Genomic DNA, 18,030 nt, shown 5'->3' with positions numbered 1-18,030 from the left:
CCTGCGCTATCGTGGTTAACGCGACAAACCCATTAGGTTCATCGCTCTTTACAACGAGTACGCTGGCGACAATGAACGCGATGCAAAAATAGCGTTTCATTATGCGGTCCCTGCAGCTAACCGCTCCACCGTTCACCACCGGTGATAAGTCGGTGGACACAAGCCCTGACGAGAGCCTGACTTACGGTTGTGGTGACGCCTTCCCCGGGACCGGTGCCCATGTGCGAGATGGCGGAAAGGGACGCTGCATAGTAGTTGGCCCTCGCGTAAAAGGTAATCCACTGAAATGATTTTTAAGAATATATTTAGGGAGTTGCAGTTTGATTACTTAAGAACCCGAGATATTCTTGTAACGCTCTGACGAGGGCTTGAAAACCACCCAACGGACCGCGAATCCCGAGGGACAAAAAAACCGCCAACAGTAATGTGGCGGTTTTTTTATTGCTATGTGTAGTCTTAGTATCAGTAGAAATCGCAGGTCGCTTTCTCGGCCTGATCCATCCACACCGGCTTCTCGCTGGTTTTCGCCCAGACGCGGTGCAGATAGCTATAAAAACGTGCACGATCTTTCCAGAACAGCATCACCGGCAGAGCCAGCACGCCAGCCACTACGGCGAAAGCGCGGCGCAAGAACACGATATGAGCCGGATACTCTTTATAAAGATCCATATTTTTCTCCCCTATAGTTGGCCGGAAACGTCATCCGGAAAATTCAAAATCTGTGACCTGGCTAAAATAATATCGCTTTGTTTGTAATTTTACTACTCATCCGACCACTTATTTTCGTCCGTTTAGCAAAAATTTACACTCACGCCGTAATTAAGTTACAAAAAAGTTAACAGTTTACTTATCAATAGTTAAATTGTGGGCTTTGCCATTTTTATACTTTTTTTACACCCGCCCTCCCCATTTTTGCGAAATCTTTGCGCCGGAAATCCTACCGTTAGCACAACAACAAAAGTCACCCGGAGGTGGATTGTGAGTGCAGGTCTTATTGCCGGCATCGTGCTGGTGTTCCTGTTATTGGGTTATCTGGTCTATGCCCTGATAAATGCGGAGGCCTTCTGATGGCTGCTCAGGCGTTTCTGCTTATTGCCAGCTTCTTAGTGGTACTGTTCATTCTGGCAAGACCACTGGGATCGGGACTGGCACGATTGATCAACAATGTCCCTTTGCCCGGCACGGGAAGCGTTGAAAAAGGGATCTGGCGCGTACTGGGAATAGACGATCGGGAGATGAACTGGCGTCAGTATCTGATCGCCATTCTGCTGCTGAATATCGTTGGGCTCATTGCGCTTTTTGCCATGCTGATGTTGCAGGGCATCCTGCCGCTGAATCCGCAACAGTTACCGGGCCTGTCCTGGCATCTTGCGCTGAACACGGCGGTGAGCTTTGTCACCAACACTAACTGGCAGTCCTATTCCGGTGAAACCACGCTCAGCTACTTCAGCCAGATGGTCGGGTTAACCGTGCAAAACTTCCTCTCGGCCGCCAGCGGTATCGCGGTGATCTTCGCGCTGACCCGTGCGTTTGCGCGTCAGAAAATCAATACCCTGGGTAACGCGTGGGTGGATCTGACCCGCATCACGCTGTGGATCCTTCTGCCGATTGCGCTGCTGATCGCGCTGTTCTTTATCCAGCAGGGCACCCTGCAAAACCTGATGCCTTACGCGCCCTATACCTCGCTGGAAGGTGCAAAACAGCTCCTGCCGATGGGGCCAGTAGCGTCACAGGAAGCCATCAAAATGCTCGGAACGAACGGGGGTGGTTTCTTCAACGCCAACTCGTCGCATCCGTTTGAAAACCCTACCGCCTTGACCAATTTTGTGCAGATGCTGGCGATTTTCCTGATCCCCGCCGCGCTCTGCTTTGCCTTTGGTGATGTGGTTAACGATCGCCGTCAGGGCCGCACCCTGCTCTGGACCATGTCGCTAATCTTTGTGGTCTGCGTGGCGCTGGTGATGTGGGCTGAATGGAGCGGCAACAGCCATTTCATGCAGCTTGGGGCTAACAGCAATATCAACATGGAAGGTAAAGAGAGCCGCTTTGGCATTCTCGCCAGCAGCCTGTATGCGGTGGTCACCACCGCGGCCTCGTGCGGGGCAGTCAACGCTATGCACGATTCCTTTACGGCGCTGGGTGGCATGATCCCGATGTGGCTGATGCAGATTGGCGAAGTGGTGTTTGGCGGCGTGGGTTCGGGTCTTTACGGCATGCTGCTGTTCGTGCTGCTGGCGGTGTTTATTGCCGGTCTGATGATTGGCCGCACCCCGGAATACCTCGGTAAAAAAATCGATGTTCGCGAGATGAAATTAACCGCGCTGGCGATTCTGGTCACCCCGGCTCTCGTGCTGCTCGGCACCGCGCTGGCGCTGATGACCGAAGCCGGACGCAGCGGCATCTTTAACCCTGGCATTCACGGTTTTAGTGAAGTGCTGTATGCCGTCTCCTCTGCCGCTAACAACAACGGCAGCGCCTTTGCGGGCTTAAGCGCCAACTCTCCGTTCTGGAACTGTCTGCTGGCGTTCTGCATGTTTGTGGGTCGCTTCGGGATCATTGTGCCGGTCTTGGCGATAGCCGGATCGCTGGTGAACAAAAAAATCCAACCGACCACTACCGGGACATTACCGACCCACGGCGCGCTGTTTATCGGCCTGCTGACGGGCACCGTGTTGCTGGTCGGCGCCCTGACCTTTATCCCCGCCCTCGCGTTAGGCCCGGTCGCGGAATACCTCTCTTTACGCTGATTTTGCGGAGAAATTGTCATGAGTCGTAAACAACTGGCCCTGTTCGAACCGTCATTAGTTCGCCAGGCGCTCATGGATTCGGTGAAAAAGCTGAGCCCGCGCGTGCAGTGGCACAACCCGGTGATGTTTATTGTCTGGGCGGGAAGCGTCCTGACCACCGCCCTGGCGATTGCCATGGGAACGGGCCACATGCCGGGGAATGCGATGTTTACCGGCGCCATCAGCCTGTGGCTGTGGTTTACCGTGCTGTTCGCCAACTTTGCGGAAGCGCTGGCGGAAGGCCGGAGTAAAGCCCAGGCCAACAGCCTGAAAGGGGTGAAGAAAACCGCCTTCGCGCGCAAGCTACGTGAACCGAAATATGGCGCGCAGATGGACCACGTTCCGGCTGATGAACTGCGCAAAGGCGATGTGGTGCTGGTGGAAGCCGGTGACATTATCCCTTGCGACGGTGAAGTCATCGAAGGGGGAGCCTCGGTGGATGAAAGCGCCATCACCGGCGAATCCGCGCCAGTGATCCGCGAATCCGGCGGTGATTTCGCCTCCGTGACGGGCGGGACGCGCATTCTCTCCGACTGGCTGGTGATCCAGTGCAGCGTTAACCCGGGTGAAACCTTCCTCGACCGGATGATCGCCATGGTGGAAGGCGCCCAGCGCCGTAAAACGCCAAACGAAATTGCCCTGACCATCCTGCTGGTGGCCCTGACCATCGTCTTCCTGCTGGCAACCGCGACACTGTGGCCCTTCTCCGCCTACGGCGGTACCGCGGTCACCATCACGGTACTGGTGGCGCTGCTGGTCTGCCTGATTCCCACCACCATTGGTGGCCTGCTGTCAGCCATCGGCGTAGCCGGCATGAGCCGTATGCTCGGTGCCAACGTCATCGCCACCAGCGGGCGTGCGGTTGAAGCCGCCGGTGACGTGGACGTCTTACTGCTGGATAAAACCGGGACCATTACCCTCGGCAACCGCCAGGCGTCAGATTTCTTACCCGCACCGGGCGTGGATGAAAAAACGCTGGCGGATGCCGCACAGCTCTCTTCGCTTGCCGATGAAACCCCGGAAGGCCGCAGTATTGTAATCCTCGCCAAGCAGCGCTTTAACCTGCGCCAGCGCGACGTTCAGAGCCTGCACGCCACTTTCGTGCCCTTCACGGCCCAAACCCGCATGAGCGGAATTAACATTCAGGATCGCATGATCCGTAAAGGCTCTGTTGACGCCATCCGTCGCCACATTGAGGCCAACAACGGCCACTTCCCGCCGGAAGTGGACAGTCTGGTCGAAAGCGTGGCCCGTCAGGGGGCGACCCCGCTGGTGGTGGCCGAAGGCGCGCGCGTGCTCGGGGTAATAGCCCTGAAGGACATCGTCAAAGGCGGCATCAAGGAGCGCTTTGCCCAGCTGCGTAAAATGGGGATCAAAACGGTGATGATCACCGGGGATAACCGTCTTACCGCCGCGGCGATTGCCGCCGAAGCGGGCGTGGATGATTTTCTTTCCGAAGCCACACCGGAAGCCAAGCTGGCGCTGATTCGTCAGTATCAGGCGGAAGGCCGTCTGGTGGCGATGACGGGCGACGGTACCAACGATGCCCCTGCCCTGGCGCAGGCCGACGTGGCGGTGGCGATGAACTCCGGTACCCAGGCGGCAAAAGAGGCGGGCAACATGGTCGACCTCGACTCTAACCCGACCAAGCTGATTGAAGTGGTGCACATTGGCAAGCAGATGCTGATGACGCGCGGGTCGCTGACCACGTTCAGTATCGCCAACGACGTGGCGAAATATTTCGCCATCATTCCGGCCGCGTTTGCTGCGACCTACCCGCAATTAAACGCGTTGAACGTGATGCACCTGCACTCTCCGGCCTCGGCCATTCTGAGCGCAGTGATCTTTAACGCCCTGATTATTGTCTTCCTGATCCCGCTGGCGCTGAAAGGCGTGAGCTATAAGCCGCTCACGGCCGCCGCCATGCTGCGCCGCAACCTGTGGATTTACGGCCTGGGCGGGCTGGTGGTGCCCTTCATCGGTATCAAGGTTATCGACCTGCTGTTGACGCTGTTCGGCCTGGTTTAAAAGGTGAATCAAATGACGATGTTACGCCCCGCTATACTTCTGTTTATTCTGCTGTCTCTCATTACCGGCGGGCTGTACCCGCTGGTGACCACCGCGCTGGGCCAGTGGTGGTTTAAGGATCAGGCTAACGGCTCGCTGATACTGCAAAACGGTGAAAACCGCGGTTCGCGCCTGATTGGTCAGAACTTTACGGATGCCCGTTACTTCCAGGGACGCCCTTCCGCCACTGCCGAAAGCCCGTATAATCCGATGGCATCCGGCGGCAGTAACCTGGCGGGCAGCAACCCCGAGCTGGACAAAGCCGTTGCTGAGCGCGTGGCAGCCCTGCGCGCCGCGAATCCGCAGGCCAGCCGTGAGGTGCCCGTGGAGCTGGTGACCGCCTCGGCCAGCGGGCTGGACTACAGCCTGACGCCGGCAGCGGTGGCATGGCAGATCCCGCGCGTTGCCGCCGCCCGTCAGCTGACCGTCGAACAGGTGAGCCAGCTGGTTGCACAGCACACGCAAAAGCCGCTGGTCAGCTTCATCGGCATGCCCGTGGTGAATATTGTTGAGTTGAATCTGGCGCTGGACGCGCTAAGGAAAAACTAAATGACCGACGAGCCCATGCGCCCGGATCCGGACAGGCTGCTTGAACAGACGGCTGAAGCCCATCGCGGCAAACTGAAAATTTTCTTTGGCGCCTGCGCAGGCGTCGGGAAAACCTTCGCCATGCTGACGGAAGCCCAGCGGCTACGGGCGCAGGGGCTCGATATTCTGATCGGCGTGGTCGAAACCCACGGACGCAAAGAGACCGCATCGCTGCTGAAGGGGCTGGCTACCCAGCCGCCCCGCCGCATCAGCCATCGCGGTCGGTTAGTTACCGAATTCGATCTTGATGCCGCCCTCGCCCGCCGTCCCGCCCTTATCCTGATGGACGAGCTGGCGCACAGCAATGCGCCAGGCTCACGCCATCCAAAACGCTGGCAAGACGTTGAAGAGCTGCTCGAAGCCGGCATCGATGTATTCACGACGGTAAACGTTCAGCATCTGGAAAGCCTGAACGACGTGGTGAGCGGCGTGACCGGCATTCAGGTGCGCGAGACGGTGCCCGACCCCTTCTTTGATTCCGCGGACGAGGTGGTGCTGGTCGACCTGCCCCCTGACGATTTGCGCCAGCGCCTGCATGAAGGCAAGGTCTATATCGCCGGCCAGGCCGAGCGCGCCATCGAACATTTCTTCCGTAAAGGTAACCTGATTGCCCTGCGCGAGCTGGCACTGCGTCGTACTGCCGATCGCGTCGACGATCAGATGCGCGCCTGGCGTGACCTGCAGGGCCAGGAGCGCGTCTGGCATACGCGAGATGCCATCCTGCTGTGCGTAGGGCACGGCAGCGGCAATGAAAAGCTAGTCCGCACCGCCGCTCGCCTGGCGGCTAAATTTGGCAGCGTCTGGCATGCGGTGTATGTCGAAACGCCGCAGCTGCACGCTCTGCCCGAAAACCAGCGTCGCGCTATTCTGAGCTCGCTGCGCCTGGCGCAGGAGCTGGGTGCCGAAACCGCCACCCTTTCCGATCCTCAGGAAGATAAAGCCATCCTGCGCTACGCCCGTGAGCACAACCTGGGGAAAATCGTGATTGGCCGTCGCCAGCATCGCCGCTGGTTTAGCCGCGAATCGTTTGCCGACAAGCTGGCCCGTCGCGCGCCGGATCTGGACCTGGTGATCGTGGCGCTGGATGATAAGCCCACGCCGTTACCCAGCCGCGCGCCGGACAGCCGTGCCTTCAGCGATAAATGGCGCATTCAGCTGCGCGGCTGTCTTGTCGCCGTCGTGCTCTGCGCCCTGATTACGGTTATTGCCAGCCAGTGGCTGATCGCCTTCGACGCCGCCAACCTGGTAATGATTTATCTTCTTGGCGTAGTGGTGGTGGCGCTCTTTTACGGACGCTGGCCGTCGGTCCTGGCGACGGTGATCAACGTCATCAGCTTCGATCTGTTCTTTATTGCCCCGCGCGGGACGCTCGCGGTGTCGGACGTACAGTACATTCTTACCTTCGCGGTGATGCTCACCGTCGGGCTGGTGATCGGGAATCTGACGGCGGGCGTGCGCTACCAGGCGCGTATTGCCCGCTATCGCGAGCAGCGCACGCGCCATCTCTATGAGATGTCGAAATCGCTGGCGGTGGGACGCACGCCGCTGGATATCGTGCAGACCAGCGAGCAGTTTATTCGCTCGACGTTTCATGCCAGCAACCTGATTTTGCTCCCGGACGAACACGGCAAGCTGCGCCCGCTGACATCCGCCACAGGCATGACGCCCTGGGACGAAGCCATCGCGCGCTGGAGCTTTGATAAAGGGTTACCTGCAGGTGCAGGGACCGACACCCTGCCCGGCGTGCCCTATCAAATTCTGCCCCTGCGCAGCGCCGATAAAAATCAGGGGCTGGTGATTGTTGAGCCCTCAAACCTGCGCCAGCTGATGATCCCCGAACAGCAGCGGCTGCTGGAGACCTTTACGCTGCTGGTTGCCAGCGCGCTGGAGCGGCTGGCCCTCACCGCCAGCGAAGAACAGGCCCGGCTGGCGAGCGAGCGGGAAAGCATTCGTAACTCGCTGCTGGCGGCGCTCTCTCACGATCTGCGAACCCCGCTCACCGTCCTGTTTGGTCAGTCAGAAATCCTGACGCTGGACCTGGCGGCGGAAGGCTCTAAACACGCGCTTCAGGCCAGCGAGATCCGCCAGCATGTGCTGAATACCACGCGTCTGGTGAATAACCTGCTTGATATGGCGCGTATCCAGTCAGGCGGTTTTAACCTCAAAAAAGAGTGGCTCACGCTTGAAGAGGTGGTGGGCAGCGCCCTGAAAATGCTCGAACCCGGTCTGGGTGGGCGACATATCGCGCTGAACATGCCCGAGCCTCTGACCTTAATTCACGTTGATGGTCCGCTGTTTGAACGGGTGCTGATCAACCTGCTGGAAAATGCCGGCAAATATGCGGGCGCCAGCGCGCAAATAGGCGTGGATGCGACGGTGGACGATGGCACGCTTCGCCTTAACGTCTGGGATACCGGACCCGGCATTCCCGCCGGGCAGGAGCTGGCTATTTTCGAAAAATTCGCACGCGGCAATAAGGAGTCGGCCATTCCGGGCGTGGGGCTGGGGCTGGCGATTTGCCAGGCAATCATTGACGTCCACGGTGGGTCCATCTCCGCCGAGAATCGTCCCGAAGGCGGCGCGCGGTTTTGTGTTACACTTCCTCTTGAAACCCCGCCAGAACTTAATGAATTACCAGAGGATTTGTGATCAACGTTCTGATTGTTGAAGATGAGATCGCCATTAGCCGTTTTCTGCGCGCTGCGCTGGAAGGGGACGGTCTGCGCGTTCACGATGCGGGCACGCTTCAACGGGGCTTAATTGAAGCCGCCACCCGCAAGCCGGACCTGGTGATCCTCGATCTTGGGCTGCCGGACGGCGACGGCATCGATTTTATCCGGGAAGTTCGTCAGTGGAGCCAGATGCCCATCCTCGTGCTCTCCGCCCGTACGGAAGAGACGGATAAAATCGCGGCGCTGGATGCCGGGGCGGATGACTATCTGATTAAACCTTTTGGTATCGGCGAACTACAGGCTCGCCTTCGCGTGGCGCTGCGTCGCCACAGCGCAACCACGCCTGCTGACCCGACCTACGCGTTTGGTGATATCCGGGTTGACCTGGCCGCGCGGCGTATTGTGCGCGGTGAAGAAGAAATCCATCTGACGCCAATAGAATTTCGCCTGCTCGCCGTTCTGCTCAACAACCACGGCAAGGTTCTCACCCAACGCCAGCTGTTAAGCCAGGTGTGGGGGCCCAACGCGGTGGAACATAGTCATTATTTACGCATATATATGGGACATCTTCGTCAGAAACTCGAAGTTGACCCCGCTCGCCCTCGCCATTTATTAACTGAAACCGGTATCGGTTATCGGTTTATGCTTTGAATAACTATTCATTTTATTTTTAAATAAAATCGAAATACCTCAGAAATATTTCATAAATAATCCATACATTATTTTTACGGGTTATTTTTGCTCATTTAAAACATTGTTAACACATTCCATTAACGTAACACCAACAAACCAGAATTTTGATCTGCGATATTCATCTAAAACGAATATTTATTTCTGATTTGATCGGTTAACGGTGATCTACCTCACGGTTAATCGCCTTTTCCTGGATAAAATGACCATGCTTTCAATTACTGAAAGGAAAATGAAACATGGAAAACAACAATCGCTTAATGCCCCATATAAGGCGGACAACACATATCATGATGTTTGCCCACCGAAACTGCTTTGACTTTCATCTCTTTAATGCCCGGTAGTCCTTCGACTTCTGGCGCACTCGCTTACAGGTTATCCTGAAACACCTTATTTTACAGGCTATTGCCTGTGAACTCGTGCGCTCATTCATTTTAATTCAGACTCATCCGCACCGGGCGGACTGAATTTCAATCATCAAAAAAGCAATTTACTGATTTTAATCAGCGGTCACCCTTTGCTTTTTTTCCGGAAAATTATCGATTTCTTTCTTGCAAGAAATCGAGGGACGCTTATTACCTAAAATAAAGAGAGAAAGATGAAAAATTTAAAAATCGCAGCCAGCCGTGCATGTCCGGATTGCTTTACTACCCAGCGTGAACTGATAGATGTCCGCGCCTCTGATTATATTGATGTTGCCGCCATTGTTCTGGCGGTCACGGATATTGCCAGCGGTATTCTGGACGAAATAGAAGCCACTGGTTTTGGCATTCCTGTTTTTGTCGCGACGCACAAAGAGGAATTCATTCCGGCAGATTATTTATCGCGCATTCACGGCGTATTTGAGTATTCAGACACCAGCAACGAATTTTATGGACGCCAGCTGGAAAGCGGCAGCCCAGAAGTATGAAACCCAGCTGCGCCCGCCGTTTTTCCGCGCCCTTGTCGACTATGTGAAGCAGGGCAACAGCGCGTTTGACTGCCCGGGGCATCAGGGTGGCCAGTTCTTCCGCCGTCATCCTGCCGGTAATCAGTTTGTCGATTTCTTTGGTGAGACGCTTTTCCGCTCCGACCTGTGTAACGCCGACGTGGCGATGGGCGATCTGCTGATCCACGAAGGCGCGCCGTGCATCGCCCAGCAGCATGCGGCTAAAGTTTTTAATGCCGATAAGACCTACTTCGTGCTGAATGGCACCTCGTCATCCAACAAAGTGGTGCTTAACGCCCTGCTCACCCCGGGCGACCTGGTGCTGTTTGACCGTAACAACCACAAATCTAACCATCACGGTGCCCTCCTCCAGGCTGGCGCAACGCCGGTCTATCTGGAAACCGCGCGCAACCCGTACGGCTTTATTGGCGGCATTGACGCCCACTGTTTTGAAGAAAGTTATCTGCGCGAGCTGGTGGCAGAGGTGGCGCCTGGCCGTGCACGCGATGCGCGTCCGTTCCGTCTGGCGGTGATCCAGCTGGGCACCTACGATGGCACCATCTATAACGCCCGTCAGGTGGTGGATAAGATTGGGCACCTCTGTGATTACATCCTCTTTGACTCCGCCTGGGTGGGTTACGAGCAGTTTATTCCGATGATGGCCGACTGCTCTCCGCTGCTGCTGGAGCTGAACGAAAACGATCCGGGGATCCTGGTCACCCAGTCCGTGCATAAACAGCAGGCCGGCTTCTCGCAGACCTCGCAAATCCATAAGAAAGACAGCCACATCAAAGGGCAACAGCGCTATGTCCCGCACAAGCGGCTGAACAATGCCTTTATGATGCACGCCTCCACCAGCCCGTTTTATCCGCTGTTCGCCGCGCTGGACATTAACGCCCGTATGCATGAAGGCCAGAGCGGCCGCAACATGTGGATGGACTGCGTGGTGAACGGTATCGAAGCGCGCAAGCTGATTCTGGAGAACTGCCGGTATCTGCGCCCCTTCGTGCCGGAGACGGTAGATGGCCGTCCGTGGGAAAGCTGGGACACGGCGGAAATTGCGACCGATCTGCGCTTCTTCCACTTCGTACCGGGTGAAAACTGGCACGCTTTTGAAGGTTACGCTGAACATCAGTACTTTATCGACCCGTGCAAGCTCCTGCTGACCACGCCGGGTATTAACGCCCGCACCGGGGAGTATGACGACTTCGGCGTGCCCGCCACTATCCTCGCCAACTTCCTGCGTGAAAACGGCATCGTGCCGGAAAAATGCGATCTCAACTCGATCCTGTTCCTGCTCACGCCTGCGGAAGATATGGGAAAACTGCAGCAGCTTGTGGCGCAGCTGGTGCGCTTCGAAAAACTGCTCGAGAGCGATGTTCCGCTGAAAGACGTCCTGCCATCTCTCTACAAACAGCATCCGGAACGTTACGCGGATTACACCCTGCGCCAGATCTGCCAGGAGATGCATGACCTGTACGCCCGCCACAATGTGAAACAGCTGCAGAAAGAGATGTTCCGCAAGTCTCACTTCCCGCGCGTGATGATGAACCCGCAGGACGCGAACTACGCCTATCTGCGCGGTGAGGTTGAGCTGGTCTCACTGCGCGACGCGGAAGGTCGCATCGCCGCCGAAGGCGCCCTTCCTTATCCACCGGGGGTACTGTGCGTGGTTCCAGGGGAAGTCTGGGGCGGTTCCGTGCTGCGCTACTTTGCCGCGCTGGAAGAAGGCATCAATCTGCTGCCGGGCTTCGCGCCGGAGCTGCAGGGTGTGTACGTCGAGGAGTGCGAGGGTCGCAAACAGGTTCGCTGTAACGTCATCAAACAACCCGCCGCTCAGCCCGCGCTGCTGAAAGGAGAGAAATTATGAGTAAGTCCAATAAGATGGGCGTGGTTCAGCTGACCATCCTCACCATGGTGAACATGATGGGCTCCGGGATTATCATGCTGCCCACCAAACTGGCAGAGGTGGGCACAATCTCTATCATCTCCTGGCTGGTGACGGCAGTCGGTTCAATGGCGCTGGCGTGGGCGTTTGCCAAGTGCGGAATGTTCAGCCGTAAGTCAGGCGGCATGGGCGGCTATGCAGAATACGCTTTTGGCAAGTCGGGCAACTTTATGGCCAACTATACCTACGGCGTGTCGCTGCTGATCGCCAACGTGGCGATTGCCATCTCCGCCGTGGGTTACGGTACGGAGCTGTTTGGCGCGACGCTCAGCCCGGTGCAAATTGGGCTGGCGACCATCGGGGTACTGTGGATCTGCACCGTGGCTAACTTTGGCGGCGCGCGTATCACCGGGCAGCTCTCCAGCATCACCGTCTGGGGCGTGATTATCCCGGTTGTCGGCCTGTGTATCATCGGCTGGTTCTGGTTTAGCCCGACCCTGTACGCCAACTCCTGGAACCCGCACCACGTGCCGTTCTTTACCGCAGTAGGCTCTTCTATCGCCATGACGCTCTGGGCCTTCCTGGGTCTGGAATCTGCCTGCGCGAACGCGGAAGTGGTAGAGAATCCGGAAAAGAACGTGCCGATTGCGGTCCTCGGCGGCACGCTGGGCGCGGCGGTGATCTATATCGTCTCGACTAACGTGATTGCCGGGATTGTGCCAAACATGGATCTGGCCAACTCCACGGCGCCGTTCGGGCTGGCCTTCGCGCAGATGTTCACTCCGGAAGTCGGGAAAGTAATCATGGGTCTGATGGTGATGTCCTGCTGCGGCTCGCTGCTCGGCTGGCAGTTCACCATCGCTCAGGTGTTTAAATCCTCGGCTGATGAAGGTTACTTCCCAAAAATCTTTTCCCGCGTGACCAAAGCGGATGCGCCGGTGCAGGGCATGCTGGCGATTGTTATCTTCCAGAGCGGATTGTCGCTGATGACCATTAGCCCGTCGCTGAACAGCCAGTTCAACGTGCTGGTCAACCTGGCGGTGGTGACGAACATCATTCCGTATATCCTGTCGATGGCAGCGCTGGTGATCATTCAGAAGGTGGCGAAGGTGGATCCACGCAAAGCGCGTGCGGCCAATATCGTGGCGCTGATTGGGGCAATCTACAGCTTCTACGCGCTCTACTCATCCGGCCAGGAAGCGATGCTGTATGGCGCGATGGTGACCTTTATGGGCTGGACGCTGTACGGTCTGGTATCGCCGAGATTTGAATTGAAGAATAAGCATAGTTAAAAAAAGGGAGCCATTCGGCTCCCTTTTTTCATTCTTACGCGTTTTTCAGCACTTCGCTGACAATCTCTACCGCTTCTTTCTCAATCTGCTGACGGTGCTCAGCGCCGAGGAAGCTTTCGCAATAGATTTTATACGCATCTTCCGTACCGGACGGACGCGCGGCGAACCAGCCGTTGTCGGTCATCACTTTCAGACCACCAATGGATGCGCCGTTGCCCGGTGCCGCCGTCAGACGCGCGGTGATAGGATCGCCTGCCAGGGTACTTGCGCTGACCATCTCCGGAGAGAGCCTGGACAGGGCCGCTTTCTGGGCTGACGTCGCGCTAGCCTGAATACGGTTATAGCTTGGTGCACCAAAGCGTGCCGCCAGGTCGTTGTAATGTTCCTGCGGGTTCTTACCGGTGACCGCGGTGATCTCCGCCGCCAGTAGGCACATGATGATGCCGTCTTTATCGGTTGACCATGGCGTGCCGTCGAAACGCAGGAAAGATGCGCCCGCGCTCTCTTCACCGCCGAAGCCGAAGCTGCCGTCGTGCAGACCGTCAACGAACCATTTGAAGCCCACCGGCACTTCCACCAGCTTGCGGCCCAGCGCCTCGACCACGCGGTCGATCATCGCGGAGGAAACCAGCGTTTTACCGACGGCCACCTCTTTGCCCCACTGCGGGCGGTGCTGGAACAGATAGTTAATTGCAACAGCCAGATAGTGGTTCGGGTTCATCAGCCCGGCAGGCGTGACGATACCGTGACGGTCATAATCCGGATCGTTAGCAAACGCCAGATCGAATTTGTCACGCAGCGCCAGCAGGCCCGCCATCGCGCACTCGGAGGAGCAGTCCATACGGATCGCGCCGTCTTTGTCCAGGTGCATAAAGCGGAAGGTCTGATCGACGTGATCGTTCACGATGGTCAGATCAAGCTTGTAATGCTCGGCGATACGTTTCCAGTATTCGATACCGGAGCCGCCCAGCGGATCCACGCCCAGCTTCAGGCCGGCTTTCTGGATGGCCGCCATATCGACGATATCCGCCAGCCCTTCCACGAACGGCTGAACCAGATCCTGCTCTTTCACGTGACCGGACGCCATGGCAGCATCCAGAGAAATGCGCTTCACGCCTTTCAGACCATCCGCCAGCAAGGCGTTCGCACGATCTTCCACCACTTTGGTGACGTTGGTGTCAGCCGGGCCACCGTTAGGCGGGTTGTATTTGATACCGCCGTCTTCCGGCGGGTTGTGGGATGGCGTGATAACGATACCGTCAGCAAGCGCGCCACCTTTTTTGTTGTGCACCAGGATGGCGTTAGAGACCGCAGGCGTTGGGGTGAAGCCGTTGTTCTCCTGAACAATCACATCGACACCGTTTGCCGCCAGCACTTCCACAACAGAGATGAACGCCGGTTCAGACAGGGCATGGGTATCTTTCCCCACGTAGCACGGACCGGTAACGCCGTTTTTAGCGCGCTCTTCCGCAATGGCCTGAGCAATGGCCAGAATGTGCGGTTCGTTAAAGCTGTGGCGCGCCGCGCTACCGCGGTGACCAGATGTACCAAACTTCACTGCGTGTTCTGCGTTGCCCACGACCGGTTTCAGCACGTAATACTGCGCGGTCAGCTGAGCGACGTTAATCAAATCGCTTTGTTGTGCAGGTTGGCCTGCACGGCTGTGATTTGCCATTACCGGGTCCTTCTGATGCAAGGGTTAAATTGTACCGCAAACCTTTTCAATCAATTCCGCCGGGAACTGCATGGACTGCATGATGTGTTCAATCATGCTGCACTTGCGGCCCGTATTGGTATTGGTGATCACCCAGTACGGGGTGCCAGGGACATGTTTAGGTTTGGTTTGGTTGCCATTTTGCAGCAGCGTCTGTTCGTCGCCCGCGAAATAGACGCGAGTACGACCGTGCAGCGACTCGGTCGCTTCAGCAAACGCTTTGTTATCCAGTGAGTAAAGTGTAGATAGCACCAGCATAAAGCGGTTAACCGCCTTTTTCTGCTCCGCGTATTCATCGGAGAGCAGCAGCTCGCGCATCGCGCGCACTTTATCTTTTGCCGGCGTCACGGCAGGTTTTGCTTGCGCAACTACGCTCGGCTGAGACACGACATCTTTGGTGACTGGGGTAGCAGGCTGTGAAGCGGCGGAAATTTTAAGCATGCGCCGTAAAATGTCGGACGCGCTCTCCCCGATATGCCGCGTCTGGCTGGCAATATACTGATAGAGTTCGTCATCAACTTCGATTGTTTTCATCTTAATCCAGTGCGATATCTTATCTGAATACAAGTCATTGGGATTATAAGGTCAAATCCCAACAGCGGATAGCGTCAAACCAGGTTGGCAGCAAAAGTCAGATTAAACTGGAACCTTGCAGCCGGGCGGCAGAATGGTCAACATGATACCCTAACCTGACATACGTAAAAAAAGAACTTTGCCATGAAATTGAATACCCGAGCGCAAACTGCACAATCGCCGAACAATAATTCTCCCATCGTACTGGTTCACGGGCTTTTTGGCAGTCTGGATAACCTGGGCGTGCTGGCGCGCGATCTGGTTACCGACCACGATATTTTACAGGTCGATATGCGCAATCACGGTCTTTCCGGGCGTTCCGACGAGATGACCTACGCGGCAATGGCGCAGGATCTATTGGATACGCTGGATGCCCACGACCTGCAAAAGGTGACCCTCATCGGGCATTCAATGGGTGGCAAAGCGGTGATGGCCCTGACGGCGCTGGTCCCGGAGCGTATTGACGGTCTGGTGGTGATTGACGTCGCGCCCGTGGATTATGACGTTCGCCGTCACGACGAGATTTTTGCCGCCATTAATGCGGTCACAGAAGCGGGTGTCGCGACGCGCCAACAGGCCGCCGCCGTCATGCGTGAGCATCTTGATGAAGAAGGCGTCGTCCAGTTCTTGCTGAAGTCGTTTGTTGACGGACAATGGCGTTTTAACGTGCCGGTGCTCTGGGACCAGTACAACAACATCGTGGGCTGGGAAACCGTCCCGGCCTGGCCACACCCTACCCTCTTCATTCGCGGCGGAAACTCGCCTTACGTTACCGACGCGTACCGCGACACGCTGCTGGCCCAATTCCCGCAGGCACGCGCCCACGTGATTGCCGGTGCCGGGCACTGGGTGCATGCGGAAAAACCGGATGCTGTGCTGCGCGCCATTCGCCGCTATCTCGCTGATACTGCAAATTGATTAAAAAGAAAGCGACTGGAAGGCTGCGGGCTTCCAGTCGTTGGCGTGCCGTTTTCGGTGATGTATGATGGCGCGCTTATCGCCCAGGCATTAGCAGGGCGGCGTATTTCCCCCGAAGTCTCAGAATCATGGCCAAAGAACAAACGGACCGTACGACACTAGATCTGTTCGCGAATGAGCGTCGACCGGGACGACCGAAAACGAATCCGCTCTCGCGCGATGAACAGCTGCGTATCAATAAACGCAACCAGCTTAAACGCGATAAAAATCGTGGGCTTAAGCGTGTCGAACTGAAGCTTAACGCCGACGCCGTCGATGCGCTGAACGAGCTGGCTGACGCGCGTAATATCAGCCGCAGCGAGCTCATTGAAGAGATGTTGCTCGTCCAGCTTGAGACGTTACGCAGCCAGGCATAAGTCTGAAAATCCCCTTTAACGCCCTTTTCATGTAGCACAGAGTGCAGTCCTGCGCGATAGCTGTTTCCGCAGGGTTGCCAGTTCTGCTATTATTGCCCTTATCCGTGGCCGAAATGCGCCACCATACTATTAAGTTTCAAGAGGTTATTTTACTCATGGCAATCATCGGCATTTTCTTTGGCAGTGATACCGGCAATACCGAAAATATCGCAAAAAACATTCAAAAACAGCTCGGTAAAGACGTTGCTGATGTGCATGACATCGCCAAGAGCAGCAAAGAAGATCTGGAAGGCTATGACATTCTGCTGCTGGGTATCCCAACCTGGTACTACGGTGAAGCCCAGTGCGACTGGGATGATTTCTTCCCGACGCTGGAAGAAGTGGACTTCAACGGTAAGCTGGTCGCGCTGTTCGGTTGTGGTGACCAGGAAGACTACGCCGAATACTTCTGTGACGCGCTGGGTACCATCCGCGATATCATTGAGCCGAACGGTGCAGTGATCGTAGGCCACTGGCCGACCGCCGGTTACCACTTCGAAGCGTCCAAAGGCCTGGCCGATGACGATCACTTCGTAGGTCTGGCCATTGACGAAGACCGTCAGCCAGAGCTCACAGCAGAGCGCGTTGAGAAATGGGTGAAGCAGATCCGTGAAGAACTGCACCTGGATGATATTCTGAACGCCTGATTTTATCGCGGCGCAACTGCGGTTGCGCCCATGCCCCAGGTCAAACCGATTAAATTAATCGCTACAATCTTTTAACTTTTTCGCCCAGACCTGTACAATGTCTCCCTGATAAAACGTGGTTTTCCATTGAGCAAGTTTGTTGGTGATACCACGTTTTTATAAGCATATTTTGCCTGAGACTTGCAGTTTTCATTTAGCCATGGCAGTTCTATAATGAGACGCATTATCCCGGGTGCATTTTCTGTCACTTCCCACAGAAGTGAATCGTTTAGCAACAGGACAGATTCCGCATGACTGACAACAATACCGCATTAAAGAAGGCTGGCCTGAAAGTTACGCTTCCTCGGTTAAAAATCCTTGAAGTGCTTCAGGGTCCAGACAATCACCATGTCAGTGCGGAAGACCTTTATAAACGTCTTATCGACATGGGTGAAGAGATTGGGCTGGCTACCGTCTATCGCGTGCTGAACCAGTTTGATGACGCGGGCATTGTTACCCGTCATAATTTCGAAGGCGGTAAATCTGTTTTCGAACTGACCCAGCAGCAGCACCACGATCACCTGATCTGCCTCGATTGCGGCAAGGTCATTGAATTCAGCGATGATTCCATCGAAGCGCGCCAGCGTGAAATCGCGGCGCGTCATGGCATCCGCCTGACCAACCACAGCCTGTACCTTTACGGTCACTGCGCTGAAGGCGACTGCCGCGAAGACGACCACGCGCACGACGCGAAATAATAAGATTCATACTCTGAGCCAGCCGCAAGGTTGGCTTTTTTTTGCCTAAAAAAATGCCCGGTGGCGCAGCGCCAC

The 18,030-nt window shown here is 56.2% G+C and carries 17 protein-coding genes; 14 read left to right on the top strand and 3 right to left on the bottom strand.

What is annotated here, in order from left to right; all coding sequences use genetic code 11:
- Positions 1-462: 462 nt before the first annotated feature.
- Positions 463-669, bottom strand: coding sequence for a YbfA family protein (locus LA04_RS04390; RefSeq protein WP_023310781.1), 207 nt, complete (start codon positions 667-669; stop codon positions 463-465).
- 309 nt (positions 670-978) lie between these two features.
- Here LA04_RS04390 and kdpF point away from each other — a divergent pair, with 309 nt between their 5' ends.
- From kdpF to potE, 10 genes are all read left to right on the top strand, one after another.
- Positions 979-1,068 (top strand): K(+)-transporting ATPase subunit F, encoded by a 90-nt coding sequence (gene kdpF, locus LA04_RS23330; RefSeq protein WP_014069365.1) that lies wholly within the window; start codon positions 979-981, stop codon positions 1,066-1,068.
- Positions 1,068-2,747 carry a potassium-transporting ATPase subunit KdpA gene (gene kdpA / locus LA04_RS04380; RefSeq protein WP_047650594.1) on the top strand — a complete coding sequence of 560 codons (1,680 nt, stop codon included), beginning with the start codon at positions 1,068-1,070 and terminating at the stop codon, positions 2,745-2,747. The genes kdpF and kdpA overlap by 1 nt, the downstream gene beginning before the upstream one ends.
- An 18-nt stretch (positions 2,748-2,765) precedes the next feature.
- Positions 2,766-4,814, top strand: a complete 2,049-nt coding sequence (kdpB, locus tag LA04_RS04375; RefSeq protein WP_047650593.1) for a potassium-transporting ATPase subunit KdpB — start codon at positions 2,766-2,768, stop codon at positions 4,812-4,814.
- A 12-nt stretch (positions 4,815-4,826) separates the two neighbouring features.
- Positions 4,827-5,402, top strand: coding sequence for a potassium-transporting ATPase subunit KdpC (gene kdpC, locus LA04_RS04370; RefSeq protein WP_047650592.1), 576 nt, complete (start codon positions 4,827-4,829; stop codon positions 5,400-5,402).
- A complete protein-coding gene (kdpD, locus tag LA04_RS04365) occupies positions 5,403-8,090 on the top strand; it encodes a two-component system sensor histidine kinase KdpD (protein ID WP_047650591.1) in 2,688 nt (895 codons plus the stop codon).
- Complete coding sequence (gene kdpE, locus LA04_RS04360; protein ID WP_047073924.1) at positions 8,087-8,764, top strand: two-component system response regulator KdpE; 678 nt, start codon at positions 8,087-8,089, stop codon at positions 8,762-8,764. The genes kdpD and kdpE overlap by 4 nt, the downstream gene beginning before the upstream one ends.
- 278 nt (positions 8,765-9,042) lie before the next feature.
- Entirely contained in the window at positions 9,043-9,147 is a 105-nt protein-coding gene (gene speFL / locus LA04_RS24040; RefSeq protein WP_003858645.1) for a leader peptide SpeFL, read from the top strand.
- Positions 9,148-9,401: 254 nt separating this feature from the next.
- The gene (locus LA04_RS24915; RefSeq protein WP_235211316.1) at positions 9,402-9,713 is read left to right on the top strand and encodes an Orn/Lys/Arg decarboxylase N-terminal domain-containing protein; all 312 of its coding nucleotides are present in this window, start codon (positions 9,402-9,404) and stop codon (positions 9,711-9,713) included.
- Positions 9,646-11,601: an ornithine decarboxylase gene (locus LA04_RS04355; RefSeq protein WP_235211315.1), complete on the top strand. Its 1,956-nt coding sequence runs from the start codon at positions 9,646-9,648 to the stop codon at positions 11,599-11,601. Before LA04_RS24915 ends, LA04_RS04355 begins: the two co-directional genes overlap by 68 nt.
- A complete protein-coding gene (gene potE / locus LA04_RS04350; protein ID WP_014831099.1) occupies positions 11,598-12,911 on the top strand; it encodes a putrescine-ornithine antiporter in 1,314 nt (437 codons plus the stop codon). The genes LA04_RS04355 and potE overlap by 4 nt, the downstream gene beginning before the upstream one ends.
- 34 nt (positions 12,912-12,945) lie before the next feature.
- Here the strand turns inward: potE and pgm are convergent, their stop codons facing one another.
- Complete coding sequence (gene pgm / locus LA04_RS04345) at positions 12,946-14,586, bottom strand: phosphoglucomutase (alpha-D-glucose-1,6-bisphosphate-dependent) (RefSeq protein WP_047650590.1); 1,641 nt, start codon at positions 14,584-14,586, stop codon at positions 12,946-12,948.
- Between the two features lie 24 nt (positions 14,587-14,610).
- Positions 14,611-15,159 carry a replication initiation negative regulator SeqA gene (gene seqA / locus LA04_RS04340; RefSeq protein ID WP_008501070.1) on the bottom strand — a complete coding sequence of 183 codons (549 nt, stop codon included), beginning with the start codon at positions 15,157-15,159 and terminating at the stop codon, positions 14,611-14,613.
- Between the two features lie 183 nt (positions 15,160-15,342).
- On the opposite strand from seqA, the gene ybfF reads away from it, so the two are divergent.
- The 4 genes from ybfF to fur all read left to right on the top strand — a co-directional run bounded on the left by ybfF (position 15,343) and on the right by fur (position 17,955).
- Positions 15,343-16,116 carry an esterase gene (ybfF, locus tag LA04_RS04335; protein WP_047650589.1) on the top strand — a complete coding sequence of 258 codons (774 nt, stop codon included), beginning with the start codon at positions 15,343-15,345 and terminating at the stop codon, positions 16,114-16,116.
- Between the two features lie 128 nt (positions 16,117-16,244).
- Positions 16,245-16,532, top strand: coding sequence for a LexA regulated protein (ybfE, locus tag LA04_RS04330; RefSeq protein WP_028019455.1), 288 nt, complete (start codon positions 16,245-16,247; stop codon positions 16,530-16,532).
- Positions 16,533-16,687: 155 nt separating this feature from the next.
- Positions 16,688-17,218 carry a flavodoxin FldA gene (gene fldA, locus LA04_RS04325; protein ID WP_008501067.1) on the top strand — a complete coding sequence of 177 codons (531 nt, stop codon included), beginning with the start codon at positions 16,688-16,690 and terminating at the stop codon, positions 17,216-17,218.
- Positions 17,219-17,508: 290 nt separating this feature from the next.
- Positions 17,509-17,955 carry a ferric iron uptake transcriptional regulator gene (gene fur / locus LA04_RS04320; protein ID WP_014169146.1) on the top strand — a complete coding sequence of 149 codons (447 nt, stop codon included), beginning with the start codon at positions 17,509-17,511 and terminating at the stop codon, positions 17,953-17,955.
- Positions 17,956-18,030: the final 75 nt, after the last annotated feature.

This window comes from Enterobacter sp. UCD-UG_FMILLET, assembly GCF_000762975.1.
In the GTDB taxonomy this organism is placed as follows: domain Bacteria; phylum Pseudomonadota; class Gammaproteobacteria; order Enterobacterales; family Enterobacteriaceae; genus Enterobacter; species Enterobacter dykesii.
This window is presented reverse-complemented; position numbering and strand designations above follow the sequence as displayed.

Coding starts and splice junctions, on each gene's coding strand:
- LA04_RS04390 (WP_023310781.1), bottom strand. CDS start 669: ATGGATCTTTATAAAGAGTATCCGGCTCATATCGTGTTCTTGCGCCGC.
- kdpA (WP_047650594.1), top strand. CDS start 1,068: ATGGCTGCTCAGGCGTTTCTGCTTATTGCCAGCTTCTTAGTGGTACTG.
- kdpB (WP_047650593.1), top strand. CDS start 2,766: ATGAGTCGTAAACAACTGGCCCTGTTCGAACCGTCATTAGTTCGCCAG.
- kdpC (WP_047650592.1), top strand. CDS start 4,827: ATGACGATGTTACGCCCCGCTATACTTCTGTTTATTCTGCTGTCTCTC.
- kdpD (WP_047650591.1), top strand. CDS start 5,403: ATGACCGACGAGCCCATGCGCCCGGATCCGGACAGGCTGCTTGAACAG.
- speFL (WP_003858645.1), top strand. CDS start 9,043: ATGGAAAACAACAATCGCTTAATGCCCCATATAAGGCGGACAACACAT.
- LA04_RS24915 (WP_235211316.1), top strand. CDS start 9,402: ATGAAAAATTTAAAAATCGCAGCCAGCCGTGCATGTCCGGATTGCTTT.
- potE (WP_014831099.1), top strand. CDS start 11,598: ATGAGTAAGTCCAATAAGATGGGCGTGGTTCAGCTGACCATCCTCACC.
- pgm (WP_047650590.1), bottom strand. CDS start 14,586: ATGGCAAATCACAGCCGTGCAGGCCAACCTGCACAACAAAGCGATTTG.
- seqA (WP_008501070.1), bottom strand. CDS start 15,159: ATGAAAACAATCGAAGTTGATGACGAACTCTATCAGTATATTGCCAGC.
- ybfF (WP_047650589.1), top strand. CDS start 15,343: ATGAAATTGAATACCCGAGCGCAAACTGCACAATCGCCGAACAATAAT.
- ybfE (WP_028019455.1), top strand. CDS start 16,245: ATGGCCAAAGAACAAACGGACCGTACGACACTAGATCTGTTCGCGAAT.
- fldA (WP_008501067.1), top strand. CDS start 16,688: ATGGCAATCATCGGCATTTTCTTTGGCAGTGATACCGGCAATACCGAA.
- fur (WP_014169146.1), top strand. CDS start 17,509: ATGACTGACAACAATACCGCATTAAAGAAGGCTGGCCTGAAAGTTACG.